The organism is Paenibacillus medicaginis (assembly GCF_042138635.1).
GTDB classification, from domain to species: domain Bacteria; phylum Bacillota; class Bacilli; order Paenibacillales; family Paenibacillaceae; genus Paenibacillus; species Paenibacillus medicaginis.
In genome coordinates this window covers 56,715-81,560 of sequence record NZ_JBHIRY010000022.1, presented here as the reverse complement: position 1 = coordinate 81,560, position 24,846 = coordinate 56,715, and the positions used below count along the sequence as shown (strand labels likewise).

At 50.9% G+C, this 24,846-nt stretch carries 19 protein-coding genes and 1 pseudogene; 8 read left to right on the top strand and 12 right to left on the bottom strand.

All coding sequences use genetic code 11. The features are described from left to right. Positions 1–3 precede the first annotated feature (3 nt). Both ACE5LO_RS19745 and ACE5LO_RS19740 read right to left on the bottom strand, forming a co-directional pair. Positions 4–1,533, bottom strand: coding sequence for a sensor histidine kinase (locus ACE5LO_RS19745; protein WP_375521719.1), 1,530 nt, complete (start codon positions 1,531–1,533; stop codon positions 4–6). Further along, the gene (locus ACE5LO_RS19740) at positions 1,530–2,216 is read right to left on the bottom strand and encodes a response regulator transcription factor (protein ID WP_375521718.1); all 687 of its coding nucleotides are present in this window, start codon (positions 2,214–2,216) and stop codon (positions 1,530–1,532) included. The genes ACE5LO_RS19745 and ACE5LO_RS19740 overlap by 4 nt, the downstream gene beginning before the upstream one ends. 211 nt (positions 2,217–2,427) lie before the next feature. Here ACE5LO_RS19740 and ACE5LO_RS19735 point away from each other — a divergent pair, with 211 nt between their 5' ends. Genes ACE5LO_RS19735 through ACE5LO_RS19725 form a run of 3 tightly spaced genes read left to right on the top strand, consistent with a single transcriptional unit; the run spans position 2,428 to position 6,187 of the window. Next, the gene (locus tag ACE5LO_RS19735; protein WP_375521717.1) at positions 2,428–4,647 is read left to right on the top strand and encodes a glycosyltransferase family 39 protein; all 2,220 of its coding nucleotides are present in this window, start codon (positions 2,428–2,430) and stop codon (positions 4,645–4,647) included. A 20-nt stretch (positions 4,648–4,667) separates the two neighbouring features. Then, on the top strand, positions 4,668–5,768 hold the full coding sequence (locus ACE5LO_RS19730; protein WP_375521716.1) for a glycosyltransferase family 2 protein: 1,101 nt from the start codon (positions 4,668–4,670) through the stop codon (positions 5,766–5,768). Then, positions 5,768–6,187: a GtrA family protein gene (locus ACE5LO_RS19725; RefSeq protein WP_375521715.1), complete on the top strand. Its 420-nt coding sequence runs from the start codon at positions 5,768–5,770 to the stop codon at positions 6,185–6,187. The genes ACE5LO_RS19730 and ACE5LO_RS19725 overlap by 1 nt, the downstream gene beginning before the upstream one ends. A gap of 15 nt (positions 6,188–6,202) precedes the next feature. Here ACE5LO_RS19725 and ACE5LO_RS19720 read toward each other — a convergent pair. The 4 genes and pseudogenes from ACE5LO_RS19720 to ACE5LO_RS19705 form a co-directional block, all read right to left on the bottom strand. Continuing rightward, positions 6,203–6,821 (bottom strand): annotated as a pseudogene (locus ACE5LO_RS19720) (glycerophosphodiester phosphodiesterase). 1,066 nt (positions 6,822–7,887) lie between these two features. Beyond that, entirely contained in the window at positions 7,888–9,405 is a 1,518-nt protein-coding gene (gene arfA / locus ACE5LO_RS19715; protein WP_375521714.1) for an arabinosylfuranosidase ArfA, read from the bottom strand. 344 nt (positions 9,406–9,749) lie between these two features. Beyond that, the gene (locus ACE5LO_RS19710) at positions 9,750–10,055 is read right to left on the bottom strand and encodes an alpha-helical endospore appendage domain-containing protein (protein WP_375521713.1); all 306 of its coding nucleotides are present in this window, start codon (positions 10,053–10,055) and stop codon (positions 9,750–9,752) included. A 440-nt stretch (positions 10,056–10,495) separates the two neighbouring features. Next, positions 10,496–11,182 (bottom strand): glycosyltransferase family protein, encoded by a 687-nt coding sequence (locus ACE5LO_RS19705; RefSeq protein ID WP_375521712.1) that lies wholly within the window; start codon positions 11,180–11,182, stop codon positions 10,496–10,498. Positions 11,183–11,425: 243 nt separating this feature from the next. Between ACE5LO_RS19705 and ACE5LO_RS19700 the strand changes: the two genes are divergently transcribed. The 5 genes from ACE5LO_RS19700 (at position 11,426) to dmpG (ending at position 17,248) form a co-directional block, all read left to right on the top strand. Then, entirely contained in the window at positions 11,426–13,189 is a 1,764-nt protein-coding gene (locus tag ACE5LO_RS19700) for a thiamine pyrophosphate-binding protein (RefSeq protein ID WP_375521734.1), read from the top strand. A gap of 36 nt (positions 13,190–13,225) precedes the next feature. Then, positions 13,226–14,281: an NAD-dependent epimerase/dehydratase family protein gene (locus ACE5LO_RS19695; protein ID WP_375521711.1), complete on the top strand. Its 1,056-nt coding sequence runs from the start codon at positions 13,226–13,228 to the stop codon at positions 14,279–14,281. A 13-nt stretch (positions 14,282–14,294) separates the two neighbouring features. Next, positions 14,295–15,224: an FkbM family methyltransferase gene (locus ACE5LO_RS19690; RefSeq protein WP_375521710.1), complete on the top strand. Its 930-nt coding sequence runs from the start codon at positions 14,295–14,297 to the stop codon at positions 15,222–15,224. Positions 15,225–15,346: 122 nt separating this feature from the next. Further along, positions 15,347–16,234 (top strand): acetaldehyde dehydrogenase (acetylating), encoded by an 888-nt coding sequence (locus ACE5LO_RS19685; protein WP_375521709.1) that lies wholly within the window; start codon positions 15,347–15,349, stop codon positions 16,232–16,234. Continuing rightward, a complete protein-coding gene (gene dmpG, locus ACE5LO_RS19680) occupies positions 16,235–17,248 on the top strand; it encodes a 4-hydroxy-2-oxovalerate aldolase (RefSeq protein WP_375521708.1) in 1,014 nt (337 codons plus the stop codon). It begins immediately after the preceding gene. A 1,045-nt stretch (positions 17,249–18,293) separates the two neighbouring features. On the opposite strand, the gene ACE5LO_RS19675 is transcribed toward dmpG, so the two are convergent. From ACE5LO_RS19675 to tnpB, 6 genes are all read right to left on the bottom strand, one after another. Then, positions 18,294–19,112 (bottom strand): glycosyltransferase, encoded by an 819-nt coding sequence (locus ACE5LO_RS19675; RefSeq protein WP_375521707.1) that lies wholly within the window; start codon positions 19,110–19,112, stop codon positions 18,294–18,296. After that, positions 19,113–20,603 (bottom strand): acyltransferase, encoded by a 1,491-nt coding sequence (locus ACE5LO_RS19670; RefSeq protein WP_375521706.1) that lies wholly within the window; start codon positions 20,601–20,603, stop codon positions 19,113–19,115. Positions 20,604–20,639: 36 nt separating this feature from the next. Continuing rightward, positions 20,640–22,097, bottom strand: coding sequence for a glycosyltransferase (locus ACE5LO_RS19665; RefSeq protein ID WP_375521705.1), 1,458 nt, complete (start codon positions 22,095–22,097; stop codon positions 20,640–20,642). A 21-nt stretch (positions 22,098–22,118) separates the two neighbouring features. Then, a complete protein-coding gene (locus ACE5LO_RS19660) occupies positions 22,119–22,649 on the bottom strand; it encodes an acyltransferase (RefSeq protein WP_375521704.1) in 531 nt (176 codons plus the stop codon). A gap of 21 nt (positions 22,650–22,670) precedes the next feature. Next, positions 22,671–23,486, bottom strand: a complete 816-nt coding sequence (locus tag ACE5LO_RS19655; protein WP_375521703.1) for a glycosyltransferase family 2 protein — start codon at positions 23,484–23,486, stop codon at positions 22,671–22,673. Positions 23,487–23,723: 237 nt separating this feature from the next. Next, entirely contained in the window at positions 23,724–24,827 is a 1,104-nt protein-coding gene (gene tnpB, locus ACE5LO_RS19650; RefSeq protein ID WP_375521702.1) for an IS200/IS605 family element RNA-guided endonuclease TnpB, read from the bottom strand. Positions 24,828–24,846 lie beyond the last annotated feature (19 nt).

The window sequence follows — 24,846 nt, the reverse complement described above, 5'->3', positions numbered from 1 at the left end:
ACATCAATTCTCCTCTTGTCCGGGATGTTGTCCGCGCAATGGCAGCTTCATGCGAAAGACGCTGCCTTTGCCGGGCTCACTGTCCGCCTCAATCACACCGCCGTGCGCCTCCACAATGGATTGGGAAATGGCCAGTCCAAGCCCGGCACCGCCGGAGCTGCGTGTGCGGGACGAGTCCCCGCGGAAGAACCGTTCGAAGATGCGCCCCAACTGCTGCTTGTTCATCCCGGCTCCGTTATCACGCACCGACAGCTCGGCTGTGCTGGAATCTGCTGAAAGTGTGACGGCAATGACACCATGCTCGGCGTCCGTGTGCTGAACCGCATTATGAAAAAGATTCAGAATTACCTGCTTGAGAGCGTCAGTATCTGCCAGCACATGAACCGCCCCCGTAAGATTAAAGGTTACTTCCCGGTCACCCGCGAGCATTCGGAGCTGGGGCTTCATGGTGAGCAACAGGCGGTCTAGGGAAGTGTCCTTCAGCTCCATCTGCGGCTTCCGGTCCATTTTCGCCAGCAGCAGCAGATCCTCCACCAGCTTGTTGATTCGCCTGGATTCCCCATGCATGCTCTCCAGCGCAGCCTGCAGCTGGGCCGGGTTGGACGCGGCCCCACGCAGCAGCACCTCCAGAAAGCCATGGATCGACGTCAAGGGCGTCCGCAATTCATGTGAGGCATCGGCAATAAAGCGCCTCATCTGCTGCTGTGCTTCCCTTTCGGCAGCAAAGGCCGCTTCCAGACGGCTAAGCATCCCGTTAAAGGACACCGCCAACCGGTCAATTTCATACTGCCCCTGATTGGCTTCGAATCGCTCGGTTAAATTTCCCGCATCCACCCTCTTCACCGCCCTGACCATCTCGGAGAGAGGAACGAGCGTACGCCGCAGCACAGGCAGCATCAAAGCAAGCCCGCCGGCCAGAGCCAGTAAAGCCAATGAGATAAAGATCAGGAGCTGCCTCAGCAGCAGGTCACGCAAGGGGCCGATGCGGTAACCCATCTGCACCAGATCACCGCCGCCCGCGCGCGGGCCTCTGCCTGTCCGTACAATCACCAGCTGCTCGTTCCCCTGCGCATCCTCTACAAGCCAGTAATCTCTCTTCCTGTGTGGGTTGTCAGTATTATGGCGTGCTTCTTCGTACACTTCCGCCGACAGCTGTGGAGACGAAAGACCGTTTTCAGCAGACAGATCCGTAAAAGCGCTATCCTTTCCGATCACGGCAACGGAGGTATCTGGCATAAACAGAAACCGCGGCCGCTCCTGCTGCGGCTTCTGGCCGTCCTTGCTCCTCGCCCCAGGAGCAGCATTCTCCACGGGCGCCCGCCATTTAGCGAACAACTCCACCGGCATCGTACGCAGATGGGCTTCCATCGTGTCCACACGGCTACGGTACAGGAAATCCTTCATCAATACATATTGGAGAAAGCCGATCAACGCCAGCAGCACAGCCACAATAAGGATCGTTCTCGCCAGTAGCTGTGAGCGCAGGGAACGAAGCGACAGGACGTCCCGCCACTCTTTTGTACCCCGTATCATGGCAAATCCATCCGGTAGCCGACACCGCGCAGTGTCCGGATCAGCTTATGCTCCTTGTCCTGCAGCTTATCGCGCAGAGAGCGGACATAGACCTCGACAATGTTGTCTTCCCCGCCAAAATCATAGCCCCATACCCGGTCCAATATCCGGGCTTTGCTCAGCACCAGTCCATGATTCAGCACCAGCAGCTTGAGCAGCTCATATTCGGTCGGAGACAGCCCCAGCACACGGTCGGCATATTTGATTTCCCTGCGCCGGTCATCGATACAAAACGGTCCATAGGCCACCTCGCCCAGCAGATCGGGAAACTGGTTGCGCAGCCGCGCTTCGATGCGAGCCAACAGCTCTTCAAAATTAAACGGCTTGACCAAATAATCGTCAGCGCCCAGCTTGAGCCCTTTGACCCGGTCATCGACCTCATCCTTGGCCGTCAGCATGATTACAGCAATATTGTCTCCCGTCTCCTTCAGGCTGCGGCAGACCTCAAAGCCGTTCATTTCCGGCATCATGACGTCCAGCACCGCTACATGAGGCCTGAATTCCCTCGCAGCCTCCAGCGCTTCCTCGCCGTTCGAGACCTTTCTGATCTCAAATCCCTCATTCACCAGCCCAAACTCCAAAAATTGCAATATATGCGGTTCATCATCCGCAATTAATATTTTCACGCCGTTTAGCGTACTCATCCCATTGCCATCCTTTCAAGTCAGACATTTAACATACCACTATTATGCTACCGTCACCTGAAATTTGGCTGAAAATGACGGCAGAGAAAAGATGACTTTTTGAACTATCTCTTTCAGTGAACATTCAGCCAGGCTTCATAGCTGCTTCAGGTAGCGGGGCCATGATGGAGTTACCCAATAAGCTAACAAGCACAAGGAGTGATTGATGCATATGAACAAAACATGGCGAAGCCGGGTGGACATCCCGCTGGTGCTCATTATGGTTTTTTCCGCATTTCTGGGCGGATATAACATCTGGCAGGATCAATACGCCAATACCTACTACACGACGGCCGTGGCGGCCATGCTGGAAAATTGGCACAACTTTTTCTTTGCCTCCCTGGACTCGGCAGGCTCGGTGTCCATTGATAAACCCCCTGTCACCTTTTGGATTCAGGCACTGAGCGCCTACATTTTCGGGCTGCATGGCTGGAGCGTCATTTTACCGCAGGCGCTTGCCCAGACAGGCTCGGTGCTGCTGATCTACCTGCTCGTTAAGCCAACCTTCGGTCTTGCGGCCGCACGCCTCTCGGCATTTGCCATGGCGTGTACGCCGGTGGCGGTGGCCGTGGCGAGAACAAACAACATTGACAGCATGCTCGTTTTCACCCTGCTGCTTGCGGCGTGGTTTTTGTTCCACGGTATCCGAAAGGGCAAAATCGCAAGTGTCATCGCGGCATTCGCCATTATAGGCGTCGGCTTTAATATGAAGATGCTTCAGGCCTATATGGTTCTGCCGGCATTTATTCTCTTTTATGTATTGTCAGGCAAAGTGAACTGGAAACGTAAAACAGCCGTACTGACCGGATCAGCGGCGGCGCTGCTGCTGGTATCCCTGTCATGGCCGCTGATCGTGGATTCAACTCCAGCGGATGAGCGGCCCTATGTCGGAAGCAGCGGCACCAACTCTGTCATGAATCTGGCATTCGGATACAACGGCGTGTCCCGCCTGACGGGAGACCGCAGCACAGGCCAGACAGGTGGCGGTTCGGACGGTTCAGGAGGCTCGAACGATTCGAGCGGCCAAATGCAGATGCCTCCAGGCGGCTTTGACGATAATGCTGGCAGTGGTCCGGGTGACACAAGCGCAGACAGCGATGGTGGAATGAACGGAGGCCCCGGAGGCGGCACGGGTGGAGGCCCCGGAGGCGGCATGGGTGGGGGCCCAGGCGGCGGAAGCGGAGGCGGCATGTTCGGTACCGGTGATCCCGGCCCGTTGCGCTTGTTCCAGAAGGAGCTTTCCGGCCAGGCCAGCTGGCTGCTGCCGGTAGCCGCTCTAGCCAGCATAGCGTTGCTTGCAAGCTTCAGATGGCACAGCTTCACCATGAAGCATAAGGAAACCCTTTTCTGGCTGGCATGGCTGCTGCCGGTAGCCGCATTTTTCAGTATTGCAGGCTTCTTCCATCATTATTACCTGATTATGCTAGCTCCTCCGATCGCCGCTCTGTTCGGCGCGGGCTCGCTGGAATTGTGGAAGCTTTACCGCGACCGCGAGCAGCGCCTCGGCTGGCTGCTGCCAGCGGCGGTGCTCGTCACTTCCATCTTCGCATGGTACATCATGCAGGCATATAACGATACGATCGGCAGCTACTGGTCTGTCGGCACGCTGGTCCTGGGCATCACTGGTGCTGTTCTGCTTGTGGTATTCCGCAACGGCGCTCCTGCCAAAGTAAAAACGTCTCTTGTCATCAGCCTGCTCGCCGTTTTCATTGGCCCGGTGTATTGGGCTTCCACCCCCATTGTATACGGCGGGAACAGCATGATTCCCCAGGCCGGACCAAGCCAGAGCGGCTTTGTAATGGGCGGAGGCCCCGGCAGTGGCGGTATGACAATGCGGGAAGGCCGTGGCTTCAGAGAAAACGGTGCCTCTAATACAGAAGCTGCGGCAGATTCCGGGAACGATGTGGCAGAGGCTCCAGCGAGTAATAACCGGACGGATCGCGGAAGTGGCTTCCAGGGTGGTTCCATGAGGGGCGGCGGTTCAGGCGGCTCGGAGAACGTGAACGAACAGCTGCTCGAGTATCTGCGTGACCATAACACTGGTGAAGAATATTTATTTGCAACGATGAATTATGGCACTGCGGCTCCTTATATGATCGATGAACGCGAAAAAGTCGTGATTTTGAACGGGTTCGTCGCATCAGACCCCGTCTATGACACTGCAAAGCTTGAGGCTCTCGTGAAGAGCGGAAAGGTGAAATATTTCCTGATTTCCGAAGGTGGCCAAGGTGGCCCGAGTGGCGGCAATTCCGAGCTGACTCAGTGGATTCAGGAGAACGGAACTGAAATTCCGGCCTCGGAATGGCAGTCATCATCAGATCGCACGGACTCTAACGCCTCTCAAGGCGGACGAAGCGGGAGCCTGACTCTGTACGAAGTGACACTTCAGTGAATAACAAAGGAGGAATCACCATGACGGATCAACGGAACACAAAGCAGGTGCGCTACTCCGTAATCATACCGATGTATAACGAGGAAGCGGTCATTACCGAGACCTACCGGCGCTTGAAGCAGGTTATGAACGGGATGGGCGGATCCTATGAGCTGATTTTTGTAAATGACGGCAGCAAGGACAGAAGCGCAGCGATGATCCGGGAATTCGGCAGAAGTGACGACACGGTCATGCTGCTTGATCTCTCCCGCAACTTTGGCCATCAGCTGGCGATCACGGCCGGTATGGATTACGCCTCTGGGGATGCGGTCATCGTCATTGACGCCGACCTCCAGGATCCTCCGGAGCTTATTGCGGATATGGCGGCCAAGTGGCAGCAAGGTTTTGATGTGGTTTACGCCAAGCGGATCAAACGCAACGGGGAGACCCTATTCAAAAAATGGTCAGCCAGCCTGTTCTACCGCGTACTGCGTGCATCCACCGAAATTTCCATCCCGGTGGATACCGGGGACTTCCGCCTGATGGACCGCAGAGTGGTCGAGGAACTGAAACGGCTGCCGGAAAACAACAGGTTCGTACGCGGATTGGTAAGCTGGGTCGGCTTCCGCCAGACAGCCATCGAATACGAGCGTGACGAACGCCTGGCAGGCGTGACGAAATATCCGCTCAAGCGGATGATCAAGCTCTGCCTAGACGGAATTGCCTCATTCTCCTACAAGCCTCTGAAGCTTGCAGGCTATCTGGGCGCCCTGCTCTCGCTCGCCGGTTTTCTGTTTCTCATCTACGCGATTGGCGTGAAGCTGTTCACAGATACGGTGGCCAAAGGCTGGACCTCCATGATCAGTCTGCAGCTCATCTTCAATGGCGTCATTCTGATCATGCTGGGCATTATTGGCGAATACGTGGGACGAATCTACGACGAGACCAAAGCGCGTCCGCTGTACATCGTCCGTGAATGTGTGATCGGCGGCGGCCTGGAAGATCCGCAAGACCCGTCCTATGCGCCAGAGAATACAGGCACATCCACAGGGCGGGGACACCTGGAAGCGGCGCCTGCCAGCAGAATATCACGGGCAAGCGGCAGCGCTTATGCAGGCCGCAGCTCCGGCAAGGGCGCGTGATGGCAATGAGAGCCTTCATCGGTCAGTTTCTTCGCTTCGGCACAGTCGGAGCGCTGAATACCGGCATCGATTATATCGTATTCATTGCGCTGACCTGGGAAGGCATGCTGCCTCTGCCTGCACAGATCGTTTCTTATCTGTGCGGCGCCGCCAACAGCTACCTGCTGAACCGCGGCTGGACCTTCCGCGGCAACAGCAGCCAGTCCCCGCAATCCAGGCAGCTGATCTCTTTTATCATTGTAAATTTGATTACACTGGCCTGTACGTCAGTGGTGTTGGAAGGGCTCCTGCATGGAACCTCCTGGTCCCTTCTCGCCTGCAAGCTGATTGCAACACTCGCCGGACTGACCATCAACTATACAGGCAGCCGATTCTGGGTGTTCGGCTCCAGACAAGGAAAGGAACGTGATGCATCATGAAAACAAAAAATCATTTTAAGACATACTCGCCGTAAGTAGTTCATGTAGAAGCTCGGGATAGTCCGTAATAATCCCGTTCACGCCTGCCGCAATGAGCGCCTTCATGTCCTCCGCTTCATTGACCGTGAACGGATTGTACTTAACACCCGCCTCCGCAGCGGCGGCAACCCATTCAGGGGTGACAACCTCTTTATACGGATGGAGGGCTGTAGCGCCGAACGTACGCGCATATTCCCACGGCTGATACAATCCTTCTATATACAGAACACCAGTCTGGATTTCGGGGGCGATTTTGTTGTACTCTGCCAGCGAGTAATGATTAAAGCTCGAAATGAGAACCTGCTCCTCCAAACCAGGAGCCCGCATCCAGCTCACGGATTTCCTCTGCCGTAACTTCCTCAACCAGCCGTTCATCTCCAGTCGTGCGCAATAGATATTCGTCATGGATCAGCACAAGCCGTCCGTCACGTGTCCGTTGCACATCCGTCTCTATCCCTGTCGCTCCCAGTTCCAGCGCACGCCGGAAAGCGGCCATTGTATTTTCGGGACACGTCCCTGAAGCCCCGCGATGGGCAAAATTGATCACTGTTTTGGTCACTGCAAGCCCTCCCTCATTACTGTTTCCTGGAATCATTGTACCCCGGCTGTGTATGGAGGATGTTAAAAACTCAACTTTCGCAGAGCCCAAATCCACTTCAACCTTTGTAGCTGATGGGTTCTGAGGAATTCGAATCCCCTTCTAGTGCTTGACAGTCAAGCCGCCCGTCGATCGTGGCAAGACATGTGATACTCGCTTTTCAGGGGCTTTGCACGATTATCCCGTTGGATCAGGTCAAGAAAACAGAAAACCGGGAACCGAAAATATACTTTAGTCACGTTAAAGAAAATAACGGATCAAATGAGGCACGAAAATGCCCGTTGTTACGCTATTTAGGACCATTGAATAGGTCTATTATTTTTTGGATCGTGCCTTATGGAGAAGCAGATCGGTTCGAGGTCATGAGACGTTCTTTGGAGAAAGCAGAGCGTTTAGGTGATGTGAAACCGACCGAGAGAGAAGGAGGGAGAAGGAAGGAGCGGAGCAAGACACCGAAAACATAAAAAGACCCTGGTCCTCGTTGCCGCTTGAACCTGAATTTTTTCGATTTCCTCGTTCATAGTAGCCCACACTAGCCCACATTAGCCCACACCGATCAAGCGATGCACCTTATGCTCACCTTTCCTCGTTCAAGTACTGCAATTAGGCCGCTGCTGCAAGAGGCTGAACCGGTTGGCGTGCGATCAGTCGGCGGTAAGGGATCGCCAGAATCGCCACGCCCATGTACAGTAACTTCTGCCACATCGTTTCTTCCCCTTCGGACAGGCGCAGTCGGCGAATTCATAATCCACGAACGTAAGTTCTTTTCTCATAATACCAAACATGCGTTCTTATTTAAAACCAAAAATCCCACTTGAGCTGCTTCTTTTTTCTTTTCTCTCGTTTCTCTTTATTCCTTCCCCTAGGCCCCCAACCCCCGCATTCTGATCAAAAGGGATAATCGTGCAAAGCTGTATGGAAAGGCATTAGGCACCAGGCAACGGCGATTCATCAAACTAAAATGATTGACGTGGATCTACAGATAATCCGCTGAAAGCCCGCAACTCATGGAGTAGCGGGCTTTCGCAGTCCCATACATTTCACTCTAATATTTGTGCCAAAATTACTGCGCTTTACGCAAGCGGATCACATTCCAGGACGCTTTACCCAGATGGGCGGTTACGATGCCGCCATCCAGCTTGGCGCTTCCGCCGCTGCGGGGAGCTACCTTTTCCTCGCCCGGGCCGTTCACTGCTTTGAGATCCTCATGCTCCATCACAATATGCTCCACGATGCTGTATCCCTCGAAGCTGCGCACGTCGCATGTCAGGTCCAAAGCCTCGGTCAGATGACGATTCACCGCGAAGAGGGTCAGCGCCTCTTCCGCCTCATCATATACAACAGCGCTATCCAGATAAGGAACATCGGTGAAATCCTTGGCGTCATATTTCGGGGAATCCACTACAGGCATCAAGGACACACCCCGCCCGAATTGGGAAGCATGCATATAAGGATAGAAAATCGTCTGCTTCCAGGCACGGCCGTTGTTCTCCGTCATAATCGGAGCGATCACGTTGACGAGCTGCGCAAGGCAGGCCATTTTCACGCGGTCCGCGTGGCGAAGGAACGTAATCAGCATGCTGCCAACCAGCAGCGCATCCTCAAAATTATAAATATCCTCCAGTTGCGGAGGAGCGATCGTCCACGGTTCAATTTTGCTGTCCGCTTCATTGGAATGATACCAGACGTTCCACTCGTCAAAGCTGAGCATCATTTTTTTCTTGCTGCGCTTCTTCGCCTTAATGTAATCACATGTGGAAATGACCGTATGAATAAAATGGTCCATATCCATAGAACGCGCAAGATAGTTGGGGGTATCGTTGTCTCTGTTGCCGTAGTACTGGTGCAGGGATATGTAATCAACTGCATCATACGTATGATCGAGGGTCGTTGCCTCCCATTCCGGGAAGGTAGGCATAGCGGAGCTTGAGCTGCCGCAGGATACCAGTTCAATATCAGGGTCGATCAGCCTCATGGCTTTCGCTGATTCCAGCGCCAATCTGCCGTATTCCTCCGCCGTCTTGTGCCCGATCTGCCACGGCCCGTCCATTTCATTGCCGAGACACCATGTTTTAATCCGGTGCGGCTGCTCTACCCCATGACTGCGGCGCAGGTCGCTGTACCTGGAGCCTCCCGGATGGTTGCAGTATTCCACCAGATTGCGGGCAGCGTCAATGCCACGTGTGCCGAGATTGACGGCCATCATGACCTCCGAACCGGCTTCTTTGGCCCATTTTATAAATTCGTTCGTGCCTACTTCATTCGGCTCCACCGTTCTCCAGGCCAGCTCCAGCCGCTGCGGCCGGGATTCAACAGGACCGACGCCATCCTCCCAATTGTAGCCTGAGACAAAGTTCCCGCCAGGGTAACGGATAATCGGCACATCCAGTTGCTTGACCAGTTCCTTTACATCTTTACGGAAACCGCTTTCATCAGCGGACGGATGAGACGGCTCGTAAATCCCCCCATACACCGCGCGGCCCAAATGCTCAATAAAGGAGCCATAAATGCGTTTATCCACCTCGGCAATCCGGAAAGATTTATCAACGATCATTTTGGCTTTCAGACCTGTTGTTGCCATGGATACCATCCTCTCTCGATAAGAAAAATTCGGCATTTGCAAACCTGATCATTACCTTTTTATGCACAATGAATATAGCATACGGCCGCTTTATCTTCAACATAAATATTAATAGTTAATAATTTTGTTTTCATTTAAAATCCTGCTCAATCCGTATGGCAATCGCCTGGGCGAAGCACAATGGCCCGGGGTACAGCCAGCTGCCCTATAGGATAGCTGGTTCCCCCGGGTTTAAACGTTGCTATCGAATGAAGATGGATGCCAATCAGAGGGGATTGTTCCCGATTGGCATCTCTCCAGGTTTCAAGCTTTAGCTTCAAATGGTATCCATCGAGCCAACGGGCTCATATTTTGGAAGCACACAGCGCCTTCTGCAATTTGTTGCTCAGTATCCAATCTTTCTTTGTGGTTTCTTTAATGGTTTTACGAATACTGTCATTTACTGCTAATAAAACATCGAGAGTTACATTTGGTGGTGGTATTGTGTCAGACAGGGTACCCAGTACATATTGCAACTTCTCGCCTTCAGCGTTCAAAATGTGGCTTAATCCCAGCTCCTCCATCGCGATGGATACAATGAGCAGCGTAATCGCATCTTCTCTTGTGATCGTGATCGTTGGTGTAATATTCGGTATATTAGCCTGAGACAATTCAATCACCCCTTCCGTTAGGATCAATTCAGTTTATTCATCTGCGTACTTGGAGGTATGGGACAATAACGGAGTTTAAAAAAAGGAATGAACATCTGGGCCTTGGTTAGTACCGAGACAAGGCTCTTGCTAGCTTTCACGTTGAGATAGAAGTCGAGAACATGGCTGGAATAAAAAAAGGCTTAGACTCGTATGCATAAAGCAGGCAAACTCACTCATACTCAGGTTCTTCAGCCAGCCTGCTTACAGTGTCTGTACTGTCTTCCTCGAAGTCAGGAAATAAACGAGGGCCATTGGGCATATTGAAACAGCCAGTAAAGCTAATAATGGGAGCAAGGAAAACCAAACCAGGTAAGACAAGATCACACCGGTCTTCTTTGCTCCCTTGTTTTTGTATCAGAGGCCTGATACCTGAGTTAGCGGCCAAAGAGTCGTTTTCCCTAATTAGGCCCAAATGCGGTTGGATCTTGCCCATACTCGAGCAGGAATCTGTCCCTGTAACGGTAATAGACATCATCCGTATACATGACTCCACAAGCATGAAGTACCCACGGTTCAGCCTGAGGCAGAATGCCCACTGTATAGCCTTTCCTTTTGAACTCACAGGATTGGGATACATCGTAAAAATGCCAGCCGTCAAAAATGTCTTCCCGCCATGGAATGTCATACTGAGTCGCTATCAACAAACCATCAACTGCAGCTGCGCTTTGATACGGGCCCCCTGCATCGGTGAATTTTAAATAATTATACGTGCTGCGGTACTCAAGTACTTTTCCAAACAGCTCACCAGATTCCCACCAGACAGCATTCGTTGGCAGACTTCCTGAACCAACGAGTCCGGCCAGGCCCAACTGCGGATACTTTTTAAACAAACCAAGCAGATCGTAAAGAAAGTTGCGGTTCAATATATACGCATCCTGGTGCAAATAGACCTTGTACTTCGCGTGTGAATTGCGCATGGCCTGATTATATCCGGACGCGAGGTTGGCCGCCCCCCTGACGGCGACGCATTCAACATGAACGCCTGGCGGCACAAACAGAGACTGAATGTGCTGCAGGCATAATGTGTACATTTCTTCATCATTCACACAGGTCACGAAGCAAACGGAGTAGTTCTCTTCTGCCATCGTCTTCCCTCTCATTTCCTTATAATATCTAAAAAAGTTATGAACTGGAGTTGTGAAGTAACTGCTTTGATGTTTTCAAGATTTTTGTACAGTATATGTGCGGACTACTGGTCATGTGTATCAGGAAATAATTTTATTCCGCTACAGAACCGGATGAACCAATGAGTGATTGGACACATATAATGCTTTAAAAAAAAGGGCCATCCATTGACGCCGATCGAAAAGAGGTGCAACGATTTGAAAATGAGAGTTGCGGATTATATAACACATTCTTTGTATAAAGCAGGCGGTGAAACCGTGTTCCTCGTCACAGGAGGAATGATTATGCATTTGACCGATGCTTTATACCAGCATGAACAGCAGACTTATATTTGCTGTCACCACGAGCAGGCGGCGACGATGGCCGCAGAGGCATACGGCCGTTTGACAGGCACGCTGGGCGTCGCTTACGTCACTGCAGGCCCGGGGGCTCTGAATACGATAACTGGCGCAGCGGGAGCCTTTGTTGACTCCTCCCCGATGGTGATTGTCGCCGGCAACTCTAAGGTTTCATTAGCCAGGGTAAAAGGCCCCAGGCAATTTGCCTTGCAGGGGTTCGATTCATTGTCTATATTCAAGCAGATCACGAAATACGCGGTGAGACTGGAGGATATAAGTCAGGTAAGGTATGAGGTGGAGAAATGTATTTTTCTCGCCAGAAATGGACGCGTGGGCCCGGTTTATTTGGAGGTGCCAGTTGATTTGCAGGGGGCTGCCTTTGATCCTGATTCATTCACCGGTTATGTGTCAGAGGTGGAGGAAGTCCCGGAAATTACGACACAGCAGATTCAGCAGGTAACAACGGCTCTGAAGAACAGCAGCCGGCCGTGTGTATTGGTGGGAGCAGGTGTCCGAACTGCCGCCGCAATTGAAGCCTTCCGTAACTTTACGGAAAAAGCGCAGATTCCCATACTCACCTCGCGGCTCGGGATGGATCTGATCGATCACGATCATCCTCTCTTCGTCGGCCGGCCGGGTACATATGGTGACCGGGCAGCGAATTTTGCGGTACAAAATTGCGACCTATTGATTACCGTCGGCTGCAGATTAGGAATAGGTCTTGTCGGTTATGACTATGACGAGTTTGCCAAGAAGGCAACCATGGTACATGTGGATATCGATAAGCAAGAGCTTGATAAACCCTCAGTGATTCCGGATATCCCCATCCACGGAGACGCCGCTGCATTTTTTGCCAGGATGGCTTTAGCGTGGGACTCTGCGCAACTCTATCCTGCCTGGGTCGCACAAACCCAGCATTGGAAGCGACGTTATCCCGTCGATTTACCGGAGTACGACGATGACACCCACGGAATCAATTCCTATCGGTTTATGACCAGATTCTCCGAACAGGCGCCCAAGGAAGCACTGTTTGTTGTGGATACAGGCTCCTGTTTCCACGTACATGCACAGGCTTTCAAGGTCAAAGAAGGACAAAGGCATATTATCACCGGTGGCCTATCCACTATGGGGTATACTCCCGCAGCAGTAGGCGCATCGGTGGCGGCCGGTCGCCGGGAGGTGTATTGCATTACGGGAGACGGGTCGTTCCAGATGAATCTGCAGGAGCTGCAGACGATTCGCCATCATAAGCTTCCGGTCAAGTTTATCCTGTTCAATAATAACGGCTATTTGCTGATACGGCACACACAAAACAACTTTATGGAGGGGCGTTTCATTGGAGAAGGTCCCGCATCCGGCTTGAGCTTCGTTCCGTTCGACAGGATTGCCGATACGTTTGGCCTGGGGTATTTGAAGATTTCAAGACTTCACGAATTGGATCGTAAAATCGAAGATTTGATCCGGTGTGAGGGCCCCATGATCTGCGAAGTTATGACACCACCTGATCAATTGCTCATCCCCAGAGTGGCGTCCCGGAAACTGGACGATGGTACGATGGTTTCCGCGCCTTATGCCGATATGTTCCCATTTCTCTCCAAAGAAGAATACGAATCCAACTGTCTGGAATGAAGGTTTGCTCAAGAGGAAGGAGATGAATGATACGGAATGGACCACGATGTACTCGAGCAAGACCTTAAAACGATTATCGGGTTCGACTTGCCATGGGAGAAGTTCTCCGGTAGCACGGTTCTCATTACAGGAGCCAGCGGCCTGATCCCTTCTTACATGGTGGATACGCTGATGTATTTGAACCAACGGCAGCTTATTGATAAGCCTGTGCATATTCTGGCCCTGGTCAGGAATGAGGAGTATGCCAGGGAGCGGTTCTCGGCCTATCGGGATGATGCCCGTTTGGAACTGCTTGTTCAGGATGTATGCGAGCCTGTTAACGTGAATGGAAATGTAGACTTCATTATTCACGCAGCCAGTCAAGCAAGCCCCAAGTATTACGGCGTTGATCCTGTCGGCACTTTATCCGCCAATATTATGGGAACCGCCAATATGCTTAGGCTTGCTAGAGAGAAAAAAACGCAATCCTTCCTGTTCATAAGCGCCGGGGAGATTTATGGAGAAGTTTCCGAGGCATGTATCCCCACCAGAGAGAGCGACTACGGCTATTTGAATCCGATGAGCGTGCGGTCCTGTTATGCGGAGAGCAAGCGAATGGCTGAGACCATGTGCATATGCTGGCATCATCAATATGGAATTCCGGTTAAAGTCGCACGGACTTATCATACTTACGGCCCTGGAATGAAACTGAACGATGGAAGAGTGTTCGCCGATTTCGTCAGCAATATCGTGAGGCGCAAGGATATTGTCATGACCAGCGAAGGCAAGCATATCAGATCCTTTTGTTACTTGACCGATGCAACGGCAGGCTTCTTCACTCTTCTTCTGAAGGGGAAAGATGCGGAGGCTTATAATATCGGCAATCCCGATGCGGCAGTAAGTATCGTCGAATTGGCCGAAACCTTGGTCAGCCTGTTCCCGGAGCTAGGGTTAAAAGTAGTGCGAGCCGAACACTCCGCACATTATATGCAGAGTACGATCAAGAAAACTGTTCCGAGCATAACCAAGGCTATGGAGCTCGGCTGGCGTCCATTGATTGGAATAGCCGAAGGATTTCAGAGAACGATTAACAGTTATTCCAATACATTATAGAAGGGAAGGAATCGTGTTGACGACTCCATTATTTTCTGAAAGAAATGAGCATATGAACGGAACCCTGCTCAAGCCAGACTATATCGCAACCATGCATGAAAAATATCATCAGCTCTTGTTCGCCTACAGCAGCTATTTGCAGGATACGAATATTGCCAAGATTGAAATTATGGACGGCAAAGTCCTCATGACCACGAGAGAGCATGGATTCCAATTTCTATGCAATCCGAATGATCAGCGGACGGTTCCCATTGAAATGCTTAATTTTGGGGACTATGAGCAAAACGAACTGAAAGGTATATTTAACATGCTTTCTACAAGCTCCACCATTCTGGATATTGGAGCAAATTGCGGCTTCTACTCACTACAATTGGCAAGGCAGTATCCGGATAGCCAGGTATATGCTTTTGAACCGATCCCTGCGACATTCGAATATCTGCAGCAAAACCTTGCGCTGAATCATGTGACTAATGTTACCGCTTATAATGTCGGTCTTTCCAATCAGGAAGGTACATTTCCTGTTTATTTCTATAAGGGAGGTTCCGGAAACAGTTCATTAAAAAACTTGTCCGGTCATGAAAAGGTTGAACTGGTGGAATGTCAGTTTCGCCGACTGAATTCCTATATAGACGAAATACCTGGGCCGATTGATTTTATTAAATGTGATGTCGAGGGAGCGGAGCTTCTGGTCGTGGAGAGCGGGTTGGAGGTCATCCAGCGGCATAAACCGATTTTGTTTCTGGAATTGCTGCGCAAGTGGGCTGCAAAGTTTAATTACCATCCCAATGATGTCCTGCACATCCTTGGAAACCTCGGATACCGGTGCTTTGTTTTTACAGCGGGGAAAATGGTTCCCATTGAAGAAATTAATGATCAAACGGTGGAGACCAATTTTATCTTTCTCCACAGTGAGAACCATGCCTCGTTGGCAGGAATCCCGTGACACAGGTCAAATCAAACCGATTGGATTCGGTTCTTCGTTTCAAAGCGATCATAAGTGATTAAGGGGTTGCATTACTTATGCCATTACATGAGATAGTCCCTTTCATCACGGAGGGGCCGATAATGATGGCTCATAAAATGAAAGTGGCCATTATCGGGAGTGGAAATATAGGAACAGACCTGCTGATTAAGATCATGCGCTCCAGGCAGTTGGAATGCGTACTATTCGCAGGAAGAAACCTTCAATCGCCCGGCATGCAAAAAGCGAAAGACTTGAAGGTGCACACATCGGACCGCGGCATCAATGCATTGATTGATGCCGCTGATCGTTTCGAGCTTGTATTCGATGCCACATCGGCTCAGGATCATCATGTTCATGCCCCGCTCCTCAAGCAATTAAACAAGGTTGTCATTGACATGACACCTTCGAATATCGGTGGAATGTGCGTCCCTGCCGTAAATATGGAGCATTGTCTCACACTGCAGAATGTGAACATGGTCACCTGCGGAGGGCAGGCTTCGATTCCGCTCGCCTACGCGATCGGTCAAACCCAGCGGGACGTCGAGTATATTGAAGTAGTCTCCAGCATATCGTCCAAAAGCGCGGGGCCTGCGACCCGCCATAATCTGGATGAGTATATCGAGACGACCGAAAGGGGAATTACTCAGTTCTCGGGCTGCGGCAGGGCGAAGGCGATCCTGAATTTAAATCCCGCCGATCCCTGTATCCATATGCAATCTACTGTCTTTGCATTAGTGCAGAATCCCGATATGGAGAGCCTGAGACGCCGCACAAATGAAATGGTGTGTATTTTACAGAAATATGTGCCGGGCTATCAATTGATTGTTCCCCCAACGCTTGAGAACGGCAGGATTGTCATCATGGTCAGGGTGGAAGGACTGGGTGATTATCTTCCTCCCTACGCCGGAAATCTGGATATTATTAATTGTGCCGCGATTGCAATGGCTGAAGAATATGCCAGAAAACGTTCGTATATGGAGGAAGCGTAAATGAAGCGTGTTCTCATCAGTGACCCAACGCTCAGAGACGGTTCACATGCGATTCAACATCAATTGAACACTCAACAATTAACTTTGTATGCAGAGCTTGCTGAAGAGGCGGGAATCCCGATCATCGAAGTCGGGCATGGCAACGGACTTGGCGCTTCGTCGCTTCAATTGGGCGAAAGCTCCCTTTCGGACACACAGATGCTGGAAACCTGCCGTAATATCTTAAATAAAACCAGGCTGGGCATTCATGTCATTCCCGGGTTCGCAACCATCAATAAAGATCTGAAGAACGCGCTGGATATCGGAGTTGATGTCATTCGGGTGGCATCACACTGTACGGAAGCGGACATCACAAAGCGTCATATTGAATATTGCCGCAATCGGGAGCGGGAGGTGCACGGCGTGCTCATGATGTCGCATATGGCGCCACCCTCCGAATTGGCGGCGGAAGCCTGCAAGATGCAGGGTTATGGGGCTCAGGGCATTATTATTATGGATTCTGCCGGAGCCTACCTTCCCGATACCGTGAAGAGCAGAATCAGTGTTCTTGTTGCCGCGCTGGATATCCCCGTCGGTTTTCACGCCCACAACAATCTGGGAATGGCCATTGCCAATTCCATGACCGCGCTCGAAGCGGGAGCGACCATCCTGGACGGGACCATGAGAGGCTTCGGAGCAGGGGCCGGCAATGCGCAGTTGGAGATTCTAATTGCTGTTATGGAGAAAATGGGCTATGAGACAGGAATCGACTTATTCAAGCTGCTGGATGCCGCGGATACGGCCGAGGACAGTTTCCTGAAAGTGCCGTACGTCAATTCAACAAGTATTGTCAGCGGACTTACGGGCGTATTCTCCGGCTTCGCAAAGCCTGTTGACCGGATTGCCAAGAAGTACAATGTCGATCCCAAAGACATATTTTACGAACTGGGAAAAAGAAAGGTCGTTGCCGGTCAGGAAGATATCATTCTTGAAGTTGCCGTCAGCTTGTCGCAATCGAGGCAACCCATGATTTAACTCTGCCACTTCCGCTTACACCACCTCAATCTGGGCACGCCCCACACCCCGCAAAAAAGGAAGCAGCTAGTGCGCTGCTTCCTTTTCATTATCTCTTTTGGATTCGCTTGCTTGCGAGCCTAGCTGCCAGAGCCGAGTTCGTGCATATTTCCAGCTACAAAAAATTTGGAGTACGATCCGAAGCATATATTATTTTTAGGCGAATATGATGTAGCAGAGCGGACAGGCAAAGAGAGAGTAACAATCAAGCGTTATGGACACGCCAAGGCGGGAGTTGGTTCATGACGGCCAAGCTGTGGAACAAACATGCATAATAAAATCTAAAATTCGGTGAATATCCCGACCATTTCAGCTTCCGGGATCTACACCTTTAAATATAGATAACATCCATCGGATGAGTGAGTGCATCGCTTCCAGATAGACCCGCACAGAGGCAAGCGGAAGTCGCGAATCCGTTTGCCGTCCAGCGTGCAAGGTTATCTGGCTTAAACTGCAACCGTGCCATTCCATCTCCTTAAGAGAGCTGAGGATTCTCCTTCACACGGGGAATCCTGCCACAACACTGGAGCACCGGCTGGAAAGCTTTGTCCGCTGCTCATTGTTGCCCATGCAGCTCTTGTTATGGCCTGTCGTTCCTCCTTTAGCTTCGCTGAAAATCTATATCATTGTTTGGTCTTTAGCAAAACGGAATTGTAGCTCCTGCCCCTGGTCCGCCACGGATTCTGTACCTGCCGACCATGAGCTACATTTCCTGTGCTTCTGCTGCTTATATACACCGCCATTTTTTCTGAACTTTTTCTATACAACGGCTGTTTCTATTTTTTACTGTGGTATAGAAATAAAGCATATAACACTGCCCAAATTTTGTTTTTTGTATGTATTATTCATAGACCATAACTGCTGCTTATACTAATTCTTCTTATAAAATCCGCATGAGCTTTAATACGATCCTCATGGCCATTACTTCCAATTTAAAGGGATCATGTGATTTCACAAAAAAAGAGGGTTCTTCAATGCGACTGAAGAAACCCTCCATATGTCCGCGTCATTTCACACTTTGGAATGCCAGTGTATCTGGGTAATAAGGCTCATCCTTATAGCATTCCATAAAGATCTCCACAACGTCCGCCGTGTACTCCGGCGCAAAATGACGGAGATTCCACTCATACTGCGGCATTAGGTAAGCGTGCAGGAGCCAATGCTTATCGCGTTTGAACGCTTCCTCACTCAGGCCCCTGCCGACAAAATGGCCCAAGATGTTCAGGTAGTTCCGGATAAAGACCTTCCCCATGGTGTGTTCTCTTGGCTCATTGGACTTGGGCGGACTGGCAAACATGACGGAATTGAAAATGGCAAACTTCGGATTGGTACTGCACAGAAGGTTGAGTACAAAATAAAACTGAATAATCCAGCTACCAGTGAAACGTGTCTTGTCTTCAATCTTGTGCCAGTCCGCCCGCCGCAGAATCAAAGATGGAAGGTAGGTGGCTGCAAAGCTAATCTGTCCCAAGTACGATTCAGCACCTTCTCCGCGAATAACATTGCCGTCTCCATTCAGCACATTAATATGGATAAGTCCGCAATCGGCGTTCCGGCGGGTGAGGGACAGCAGCGGCCAGATGCTGTTCTCCACAAAATAATTATCGTCTCCATGCAGCTTGATGAATAACCCGCGCGCCTCATCCAGCAACTTTAATATATTGGGGTCCGGCCCCAGGTTCTCATCATTGCGGGAATAACGCAAATTGGAGTACGTCTCCATATACCGCCGGACGACCTCAGGCGTCTCATCGGTTGAGGCGTTATCGGACACATCTACTTCGATCAGCGGGGTATCCCCAATTTGTGAGAATATCGACTGCAATCATTGATCCAGACAGGCGGCACGGTTATAGGTAGGAATACAGATCGATAAGAAGGGCTGGCTCCGGCGCTGCTCCAGCAGCATGTCAGCCTCCTCCCTGCTAGCGACGGCAACCCATTCCCCCGGATACGGCATGTAAACCCGGGTGATCCTGGCCGGATTGCCGGATGCTTCACAATAGTCGGGAATATCCTGCAGCACCACACTGTTCGAACGGATAATACAGCCTCTGCCGATACGCAAGCTGCCTTCCACCACCACGCCGCCATCCAGGACCGTGCCTGAGCCGATGGTCAGCTCACCCGCCGGGCGGTCTTCATATCGCATGAGAAACGGATCATCCCGCAACTGAGCCGGAATTTTATCCGTGATATACACGTTAGGACCAATCATGACGTTGCACTCCAGCTTGACGGAACGGGAAGCGTCCATGACCAGGCCGGAACTGATTGTACATCCGTCCCCCATCGAAAGCAGCGGCGGAGAAGCCTCGTTGTGATCCGAACCGACTCGTGCAGTCAACCAATAAGGAGCCTGCACTGACACTTGACGGCCCATTGTTATATGCTCCGCCCCGTCCACCACACCGCCGGGCTGCACTTGCGTGCCTTCCCCAACCGCCTTGAATGCCGGCGGCGGACTCATCGCAGCCTCTTCTTCCTCTGCATCCTTTGAGGTTGGCTGGCTCGAATGCTTCACTTCCATCTGCAAACCTGCAAGCTCGTAAAAATTCCGTTCCACGTTCTTGGACACAAAGTCTTCAGTTGTGTCCACAAATGTGACCGCTCCGTTACAGCGCCGGTTGTCGAGGTACTGGGGAATCCCGGCTTTTCTCAACCCATCGCTGAAAATCACATAATCATAGCGGCCGCTTTCATCGTCATAGCGCACATATCGTAAAAATTCGTTGCGGATGAAGTACGTGCAATTAATGACATTCACTTGAACCAATCCCTTGAGCGCCCCGTAAAGGATTTCATAGTATTGGGTGGACGCTTTCATATAACCCCTCTCATCGACCTGATGATGAAAGTTGGCGTAATGGCTTTGCGGTCTCTCAGCTACTTTTAATAAGGGTCCGATCACCGGCATTTCCGTATTCAGCAACCGTTCAATCGTATCCGGTGCAATGAAATTGTCGCAATCCGCCACAAAATAGTGGGTGCCCCGATCCATCGCCCACTGTATGGATTCTTGCCGGATCCTGCCCAACACTTTAAGCTTGAGGGGATTCCACTCACGGGGTCCGTAGTTCTGTACAGGCTCTTCCACATCACAATCGTCGAAATAGACTTCATGATAGGCATCTTTCACCCGATCGAGCCATGTTTTCAACATCTCTGTGGTGCCATCGTTATTGTTATTGGTCCGGATATAGAGATTTATTTGAGAGGAGGGATACGTTTGCTGTTCAATCATATCCAAATACAAAGGCAAAACATGCGCTTTGTCCTTAGCCAATATGGCTACAGTTACGAATTCCTGAGACATGTAGCAATCTCTCCTTATTTAAGGTACGATTCCCGCTTATCCCACGCTGCGGAACCATGCCAGGACTTCTTGATAATAAGGCTCATCCTGATAGTATTCCGTGAAAATCTCCTCGAAGCCAGCCGTGAATTCCGGGGCAAAACGGCGGCGATTCGACGGATACGACGGCATCAGAAAGCTTCGCAGCGTCCGCTCTTTATCACGTTTGATGCCTTCCTCGGTTAATCCTTTACCAGAGAAAAAACCTAATATATCCATATAATTTCTGACAAAAACCTCGCCCATGTTGTATCCCTTCGGTTCATTGCCCGCATAGGTGAACATGCAAGAGTTCATCATAGCAAATTTCGGATTGACGCCGGACAACACCGCGAATTGAAAATAGAACTGGGTCAGCGAGGAGCCGATGAAGCGTGTTTTATCTTCAACCTGCTGCCAGTCTGCCTGCCGCAGAATGATCGAAGTCATGAAGGTGGCGTTGTAGCTGAGGTGTCCAAGGAAGCAGTCCGCTCCCTCATCACGGATCACGTTGCCGTCCCCGTTCAGAACATTAATAAAAATGAGTCCGCAATCAGAGTTCTGCTGGATGACAGACAGTAACGGCCAAATGGTGTTCTCTACAAAAAAATCATCGTCTCCCTGCAGCTTGATGAATGCTCCGCGTGCTTCATCCGTGATCTTCAAAATATTGCGGTCCGCCCCCAGGTTCTCATCATTGCGGGAATAACGCAAATTGGAGTACGTCTCCATATACCGCCGGACGACCTCGGGCGTCTCATCGGTCGAGGCGTTATCGGACACATCCACTTCAATCAGCGGGGTGTCCCCAATCTGCGAGAAAATCGACTGCAGACATTGGTTCAGACAGGCTGCCCGGTTATAGGTAGGAATGCAGATCGACAAGAAGGGCTGGCTCCGGCGCTGCTCCAGCAGCATGTCAGCCTCCTCCCTGCTGGCAACCGCAACCCATTCCCCCGGATGCGGCATGTAAATCCGGGTGATCCTGGCCGGATTGCCGGACACTTCACAATAATCGGGAATATCCTGAACCACCACACTGTTCGGACGGATGAGGCAGCCTCTGCCGATCCGCAGACTGCCTTCCACCACCACGCCGCTGTCGATGAGTGTGTCCGCGCCAATGGTCAGCTCGCCTGCCGGGCGGTTTTCATATCCCATGAAAAACGGATCATTCCCCAACTGAAACGGAATTTTATCGGTTATCAACACGTTGGGGCCAATCATGACATTGCACTCCAGCTTGACGGAATAGGAAGCGTCAATGACCAGGCCGGAACTGGTTGTGCACCTGTCCCCGATCGAGAGCAGCGGTGGTGAAGTCTCATTCCAGTCCGCGCTGGTCTGTGCAGTCAACCGATAAGGAGCATGCACAGAGATCTGACGGCCAAGCGTTATCTTTTCCGCGCCTTCCACAACTCCGCCGGGTGCCAGTTGAGTGCCTTCCCCAAACACCTTGAACGTTGGCAAACTCATCGCTTTCGCTTCTCCTTTACATCACTTGAGCCCTGAGGGCACGGATTTCTTGCAGAACCTGTTCGTAATAGGGTTGGTGATTGTAGCATGCCGCTGGTTCTTGCGCCGGGCAAGCGCTGCCTCCGCTTCCTGTGGGGTGCCCACATCCTCCCATGAGCATGTGGCTGGATCATAAACAGCGGTCACAACCGCCGGATTACCGGCTACTCTGCATGCCTCAGGCACATCTGAGACGACAACGCTGCCCGGCTGGATGACCGAGCATCTGCCAATGTGAATGCTGCCGGATACCGTTGCCCGCGCTCCGATGCGCACGCGTTCTCCAATCCGCAGCAGGCTCTGAGCGGAAGGGGCCGGCTTCCCTGGTACAGAGATCTGTAACACTTCGTCAAGAGCGGCCGCATCACTCAGTGAGACATAGGGGCCGATCTCGACATTATCCTCCATTTCCATGCGATTTGAAACGGAAATGACCAATCCCGGTCCACTGCGGCATCCATTTCCAATCCTGATTCTGTCCTCGTGCTCCGGTTGTGTGAGTGGAGCTAACATATTAACGCCTCCGTGTAAAAATTATGTTATATCGTTTGCTGACCCCATTTCCTGTAAGCCTGCAAGCTCGTAAAAATTCGGCTCAACGTTCTTCTCCACGAAGTCTTGTGCTGTGTCCACAAACGTTAGCGCCCCGTACACCCGCCGATTGTCGATATACTGGGGAATCCCGGCTTTTCTCAACCCGTCACTGAAGATCACATATTCAAAGCGATAACTATCATCATCATATTGTGCATATTGCAGATATTCCTTGCGGATTAAATAACTACAATGAACGACATCCACCTGAATCAGGCCCTTGACCGTTCCAAACAGAATTTCATGGTGCTGGGTGGACGATTTTAAATAACCGTTATCATCGGTCAGATGATGATAATTGGAGTAGAAGGCTCCCGGTGACTCAGCTATCTTTAATAACGGCCCGATCACCGGCATTTTGGTATTCAGCAAGGTTTCAATCGTGTCCGGAGCAACGAAATTATCGCAATCCGCCACAAAATAGTGAGTGCCTCGATCCATCGCCCACTGTACGGATTCTTGTCGGATCTTTCCCAACGCTTTGAGCTTGAGCGCGTTCCAGTCGTGGGGAGCGTAATCCTGTACCCGCTCCTCGATATCGCTGTCGTTGAAGTACACCTCATGATAAGCGTCCCTCACCCGATCCGCCCAGTTTCTCAGAACCTCTGCCGTGTGATCGTTGTTGTTGTTCGTCCGGATATAGAGATTAATCCGGGAGGAGGGATAAGTTTGCCGTTCAATCATATTCAAATACAGAGGTAAAGCATGCGCCTTATCCTTGGCCAGTATAGCTATGGTTAACAGATCCTCAGACATTCGCTGTTCTCTCCTTGTTTTAAGATGGGATAACCGGTCGATCTTGTCAGATGCCTTAGGAGTTCGTTATCACCCCTAATATATGCCCAGGATAAGGAGAAGGTTCCCTGCTTTTGTATGGCATTTTGAACCTCCCATGGCGAAAGCCACGAGATTCTTGGGTAGTCCGTTCTACTGAACAGAATTCGTACATGATGTACTACCAAGCTATCCCCGCAGTTCCTGCGGTTACTGCGACTAGTCAGACAGGAGTCTTTTGCCTTCGGCAAGAATATTTTTACTTGCATTGAGAGCTTGATCATGGTGATGCTGGCATTCCGGGCATACCCACTCCCACAGACGAAAATCTTCGACCTCATGATTGTGATATCCACAACATGAGCAAAGCTGAGCAGAGGCAAAGGTCCGGTCTACGGCAACGATCCTGCGTCCATACCACTTGGCCTTATATTCCAACATCACTCTAAATGGATACCAGGACACTTCGCCAATGGCTTTGGCCAGTTTGTGATTCTTCATCAGGCTGGACACCTGCACATCTCCCATCGCAATCAGGTCGTGGTTTTTGACAATATGCGTTGAAATCTTGTGCAGGTAGTCTCTTCGGGCATTGGCCATGCTTTCATGAATGCGAGCTACCTTTACCCGTTGTTTAGCCCAGTTCGAAGAACCTTCCACACGTCTGGAAAGAATACGCTGTTCACGAACGAGTTTTTGTGCCATGTTCCGCAGGGAGTTCGGATTCTCGAACACTTCGCCGCTGGACAGGATCGCAAAATCTTTTAAACCAGCATCAATGCCTACTTCCTGGTTTGTTTTTGACAGGGGTTTTACTTCTGTTTCTGCTAATAGCGAAACAAAGTATTGGCCCGAAGGATTGTATCTGATCGTGGCATTGATAATGCGACCTTCCACTTCTCTTGACTTGGCAAGCCTCACCCACCCTAATTTGGGGAGTTTCAACTTGTTGCCTTGGATCGAAATATTGCCATGGGTATAATTGGTTTGATAGGACTGGACAGGATTCTTTTTGCTCTTGAATCGGGGGGCATTATTTTGTTTCTTGAAATATCGACCAAAAGAATCCGCCAGATTCTTGAGGGCATTTTGCAGGGAAAACTTATCCGGTTCCTTTAACCATACGAGTTCTTGCTTCAATTTCGTTAATTTAGCGGAGCATGTGGCATACGATAATCCTTTTCCTGTGCTGCGGTAGGTTTCAATCCATAATCCCAAAAAGTGATTAAATACAAAACGGCAACAGCCTATTGTCTTGTGGATGAGAACAGCCTGATTCTGGTTGGGATAGATGCGAAATTTATAGGCTTTATGTACAAGCATATTCCCACTTCACTTTCTG

What these genes read in the sequence shown, in the direction of transcription:
- ACE5LO_RS19745 (WP_375521719.1), bottom strand. Translation starts at nt 1,533, where the DNA reads ATGATACGGGGTACAAAAGAGTGGCGGGACGTCCTGTCGCTTCGTTCC.
- ACE5LO_RS19740 (WP_375521718.1), bottom strand. Translation starts at nt 2,216, where the DNA reads ATGAGTACGCTAAACGGCGTGAAAATATTAATTGCGGATGATGAACCG.
- ACE5LO_RS19735 (WP_375521717.1), top strand. Translation starts at nt 2,428, where the DNA reads ATGAACAAAACATGGCGAAGCCGGGTGGACATCCCGCTGGTGCTCATT.
- ACE5LO_RS19730 (WP_375521716.1), top strand. Translation starts at nt 4,668, where the DNA reads ATGACGGATCAACGGAACACAAAGCAGGTGCGCTACTCCGTAATCATA.
- ACE5LO_RS19725 (WP_375521715.1), top strand. Translation starts at nt 5,768, where the DNA reads ATGGCAATGAGAGCCTTCATCGGTCAGTTTCTTCGCTTCGGCACAGTC.
- arfA (WP_375521714.1), bottom strand. Translation starts at nt 9,405, where the DNA reads ATGGCAACAACAGGTCTGAAAGCCAAAATGATCGTTGATAAATCTTTC.
- ACE5LO_RS19705 (WP_375521712.1), bottom strand. Translation starts at nt 11,182, where the DNA reads ATGGCAGAAGAGAACTACTCCGTTTGCTTCGTGACCTGTGTGAATGAT.
- ACE5LO_RS19700 (WP_375521734.1), top strand. Translation starts at nt 11,426, where the DNA reads ATGAGAGTTGCGGATTATATAACACATTCTTTGTATAAAGCAGGCGGT.
- ACE5LO_RS19695 (WP_375521711.1), top strand. Translation starts at nt 13,226, where the DNA reads ATGGACCACGATGTACTCGAGCAAGACCTTAAAACGATTATCGGGTTC.
- ACE5LO_RS19685 (WP_375521709.1), top strand. Translation starts at nt 15,347, where the DNA reads ATGATGGCTCATAAAATGAAAGTGGCCATTATCGGGAGTGGAAATATA.
- dmpG (WP_375521708.1), top strand. Translation starts at nt 16,235, where the DNA reads ATGAAGCGTGTTCTCATCAGTGACCCAACGCTCAGAGACGGTTCACAT.
- ACE5LO_RS19670 (WP_375521706.1), bottom strand. Translation starts at nt 20,603, where the DNA reads ATGTCTCAGGAATTCGTAACTGTAGCCATATTGGCTAAGGACAAAGCG.
- ACE5LO_RS19665 (WP_375521705.1), bottom strand. Translation starts at nt 22,097, where the DNA reads ATGAGTTTGCCAACGTTCAAGGTGTTTGGGGAAGGCACTCAACTGGCA.
- ACE5LO_RS19660 (WP_375521704.1), bottom strand. Translation starts at nt 22,649, where the DNA reads ATGTTAGCTCCACTCACACAACCGGAGCACGAGGACAGAATCAGGATT.
- ACE5LO_RS19655 (WP_375521703.1), bottom strand. Translation starts at nt 23,486, where the DNA reads ATGTCTGAGGATCTGTTAACCATAGCTATACTGGCCAAGGATAAGGCG.
- tnpB (WP_375521702.1), bottom strand. Translation starts at nt 24,827, where the DNA reads ATGCTTGTACATAAAGCCTATAAATTTCGCATCTATCCCAACCAGAAT.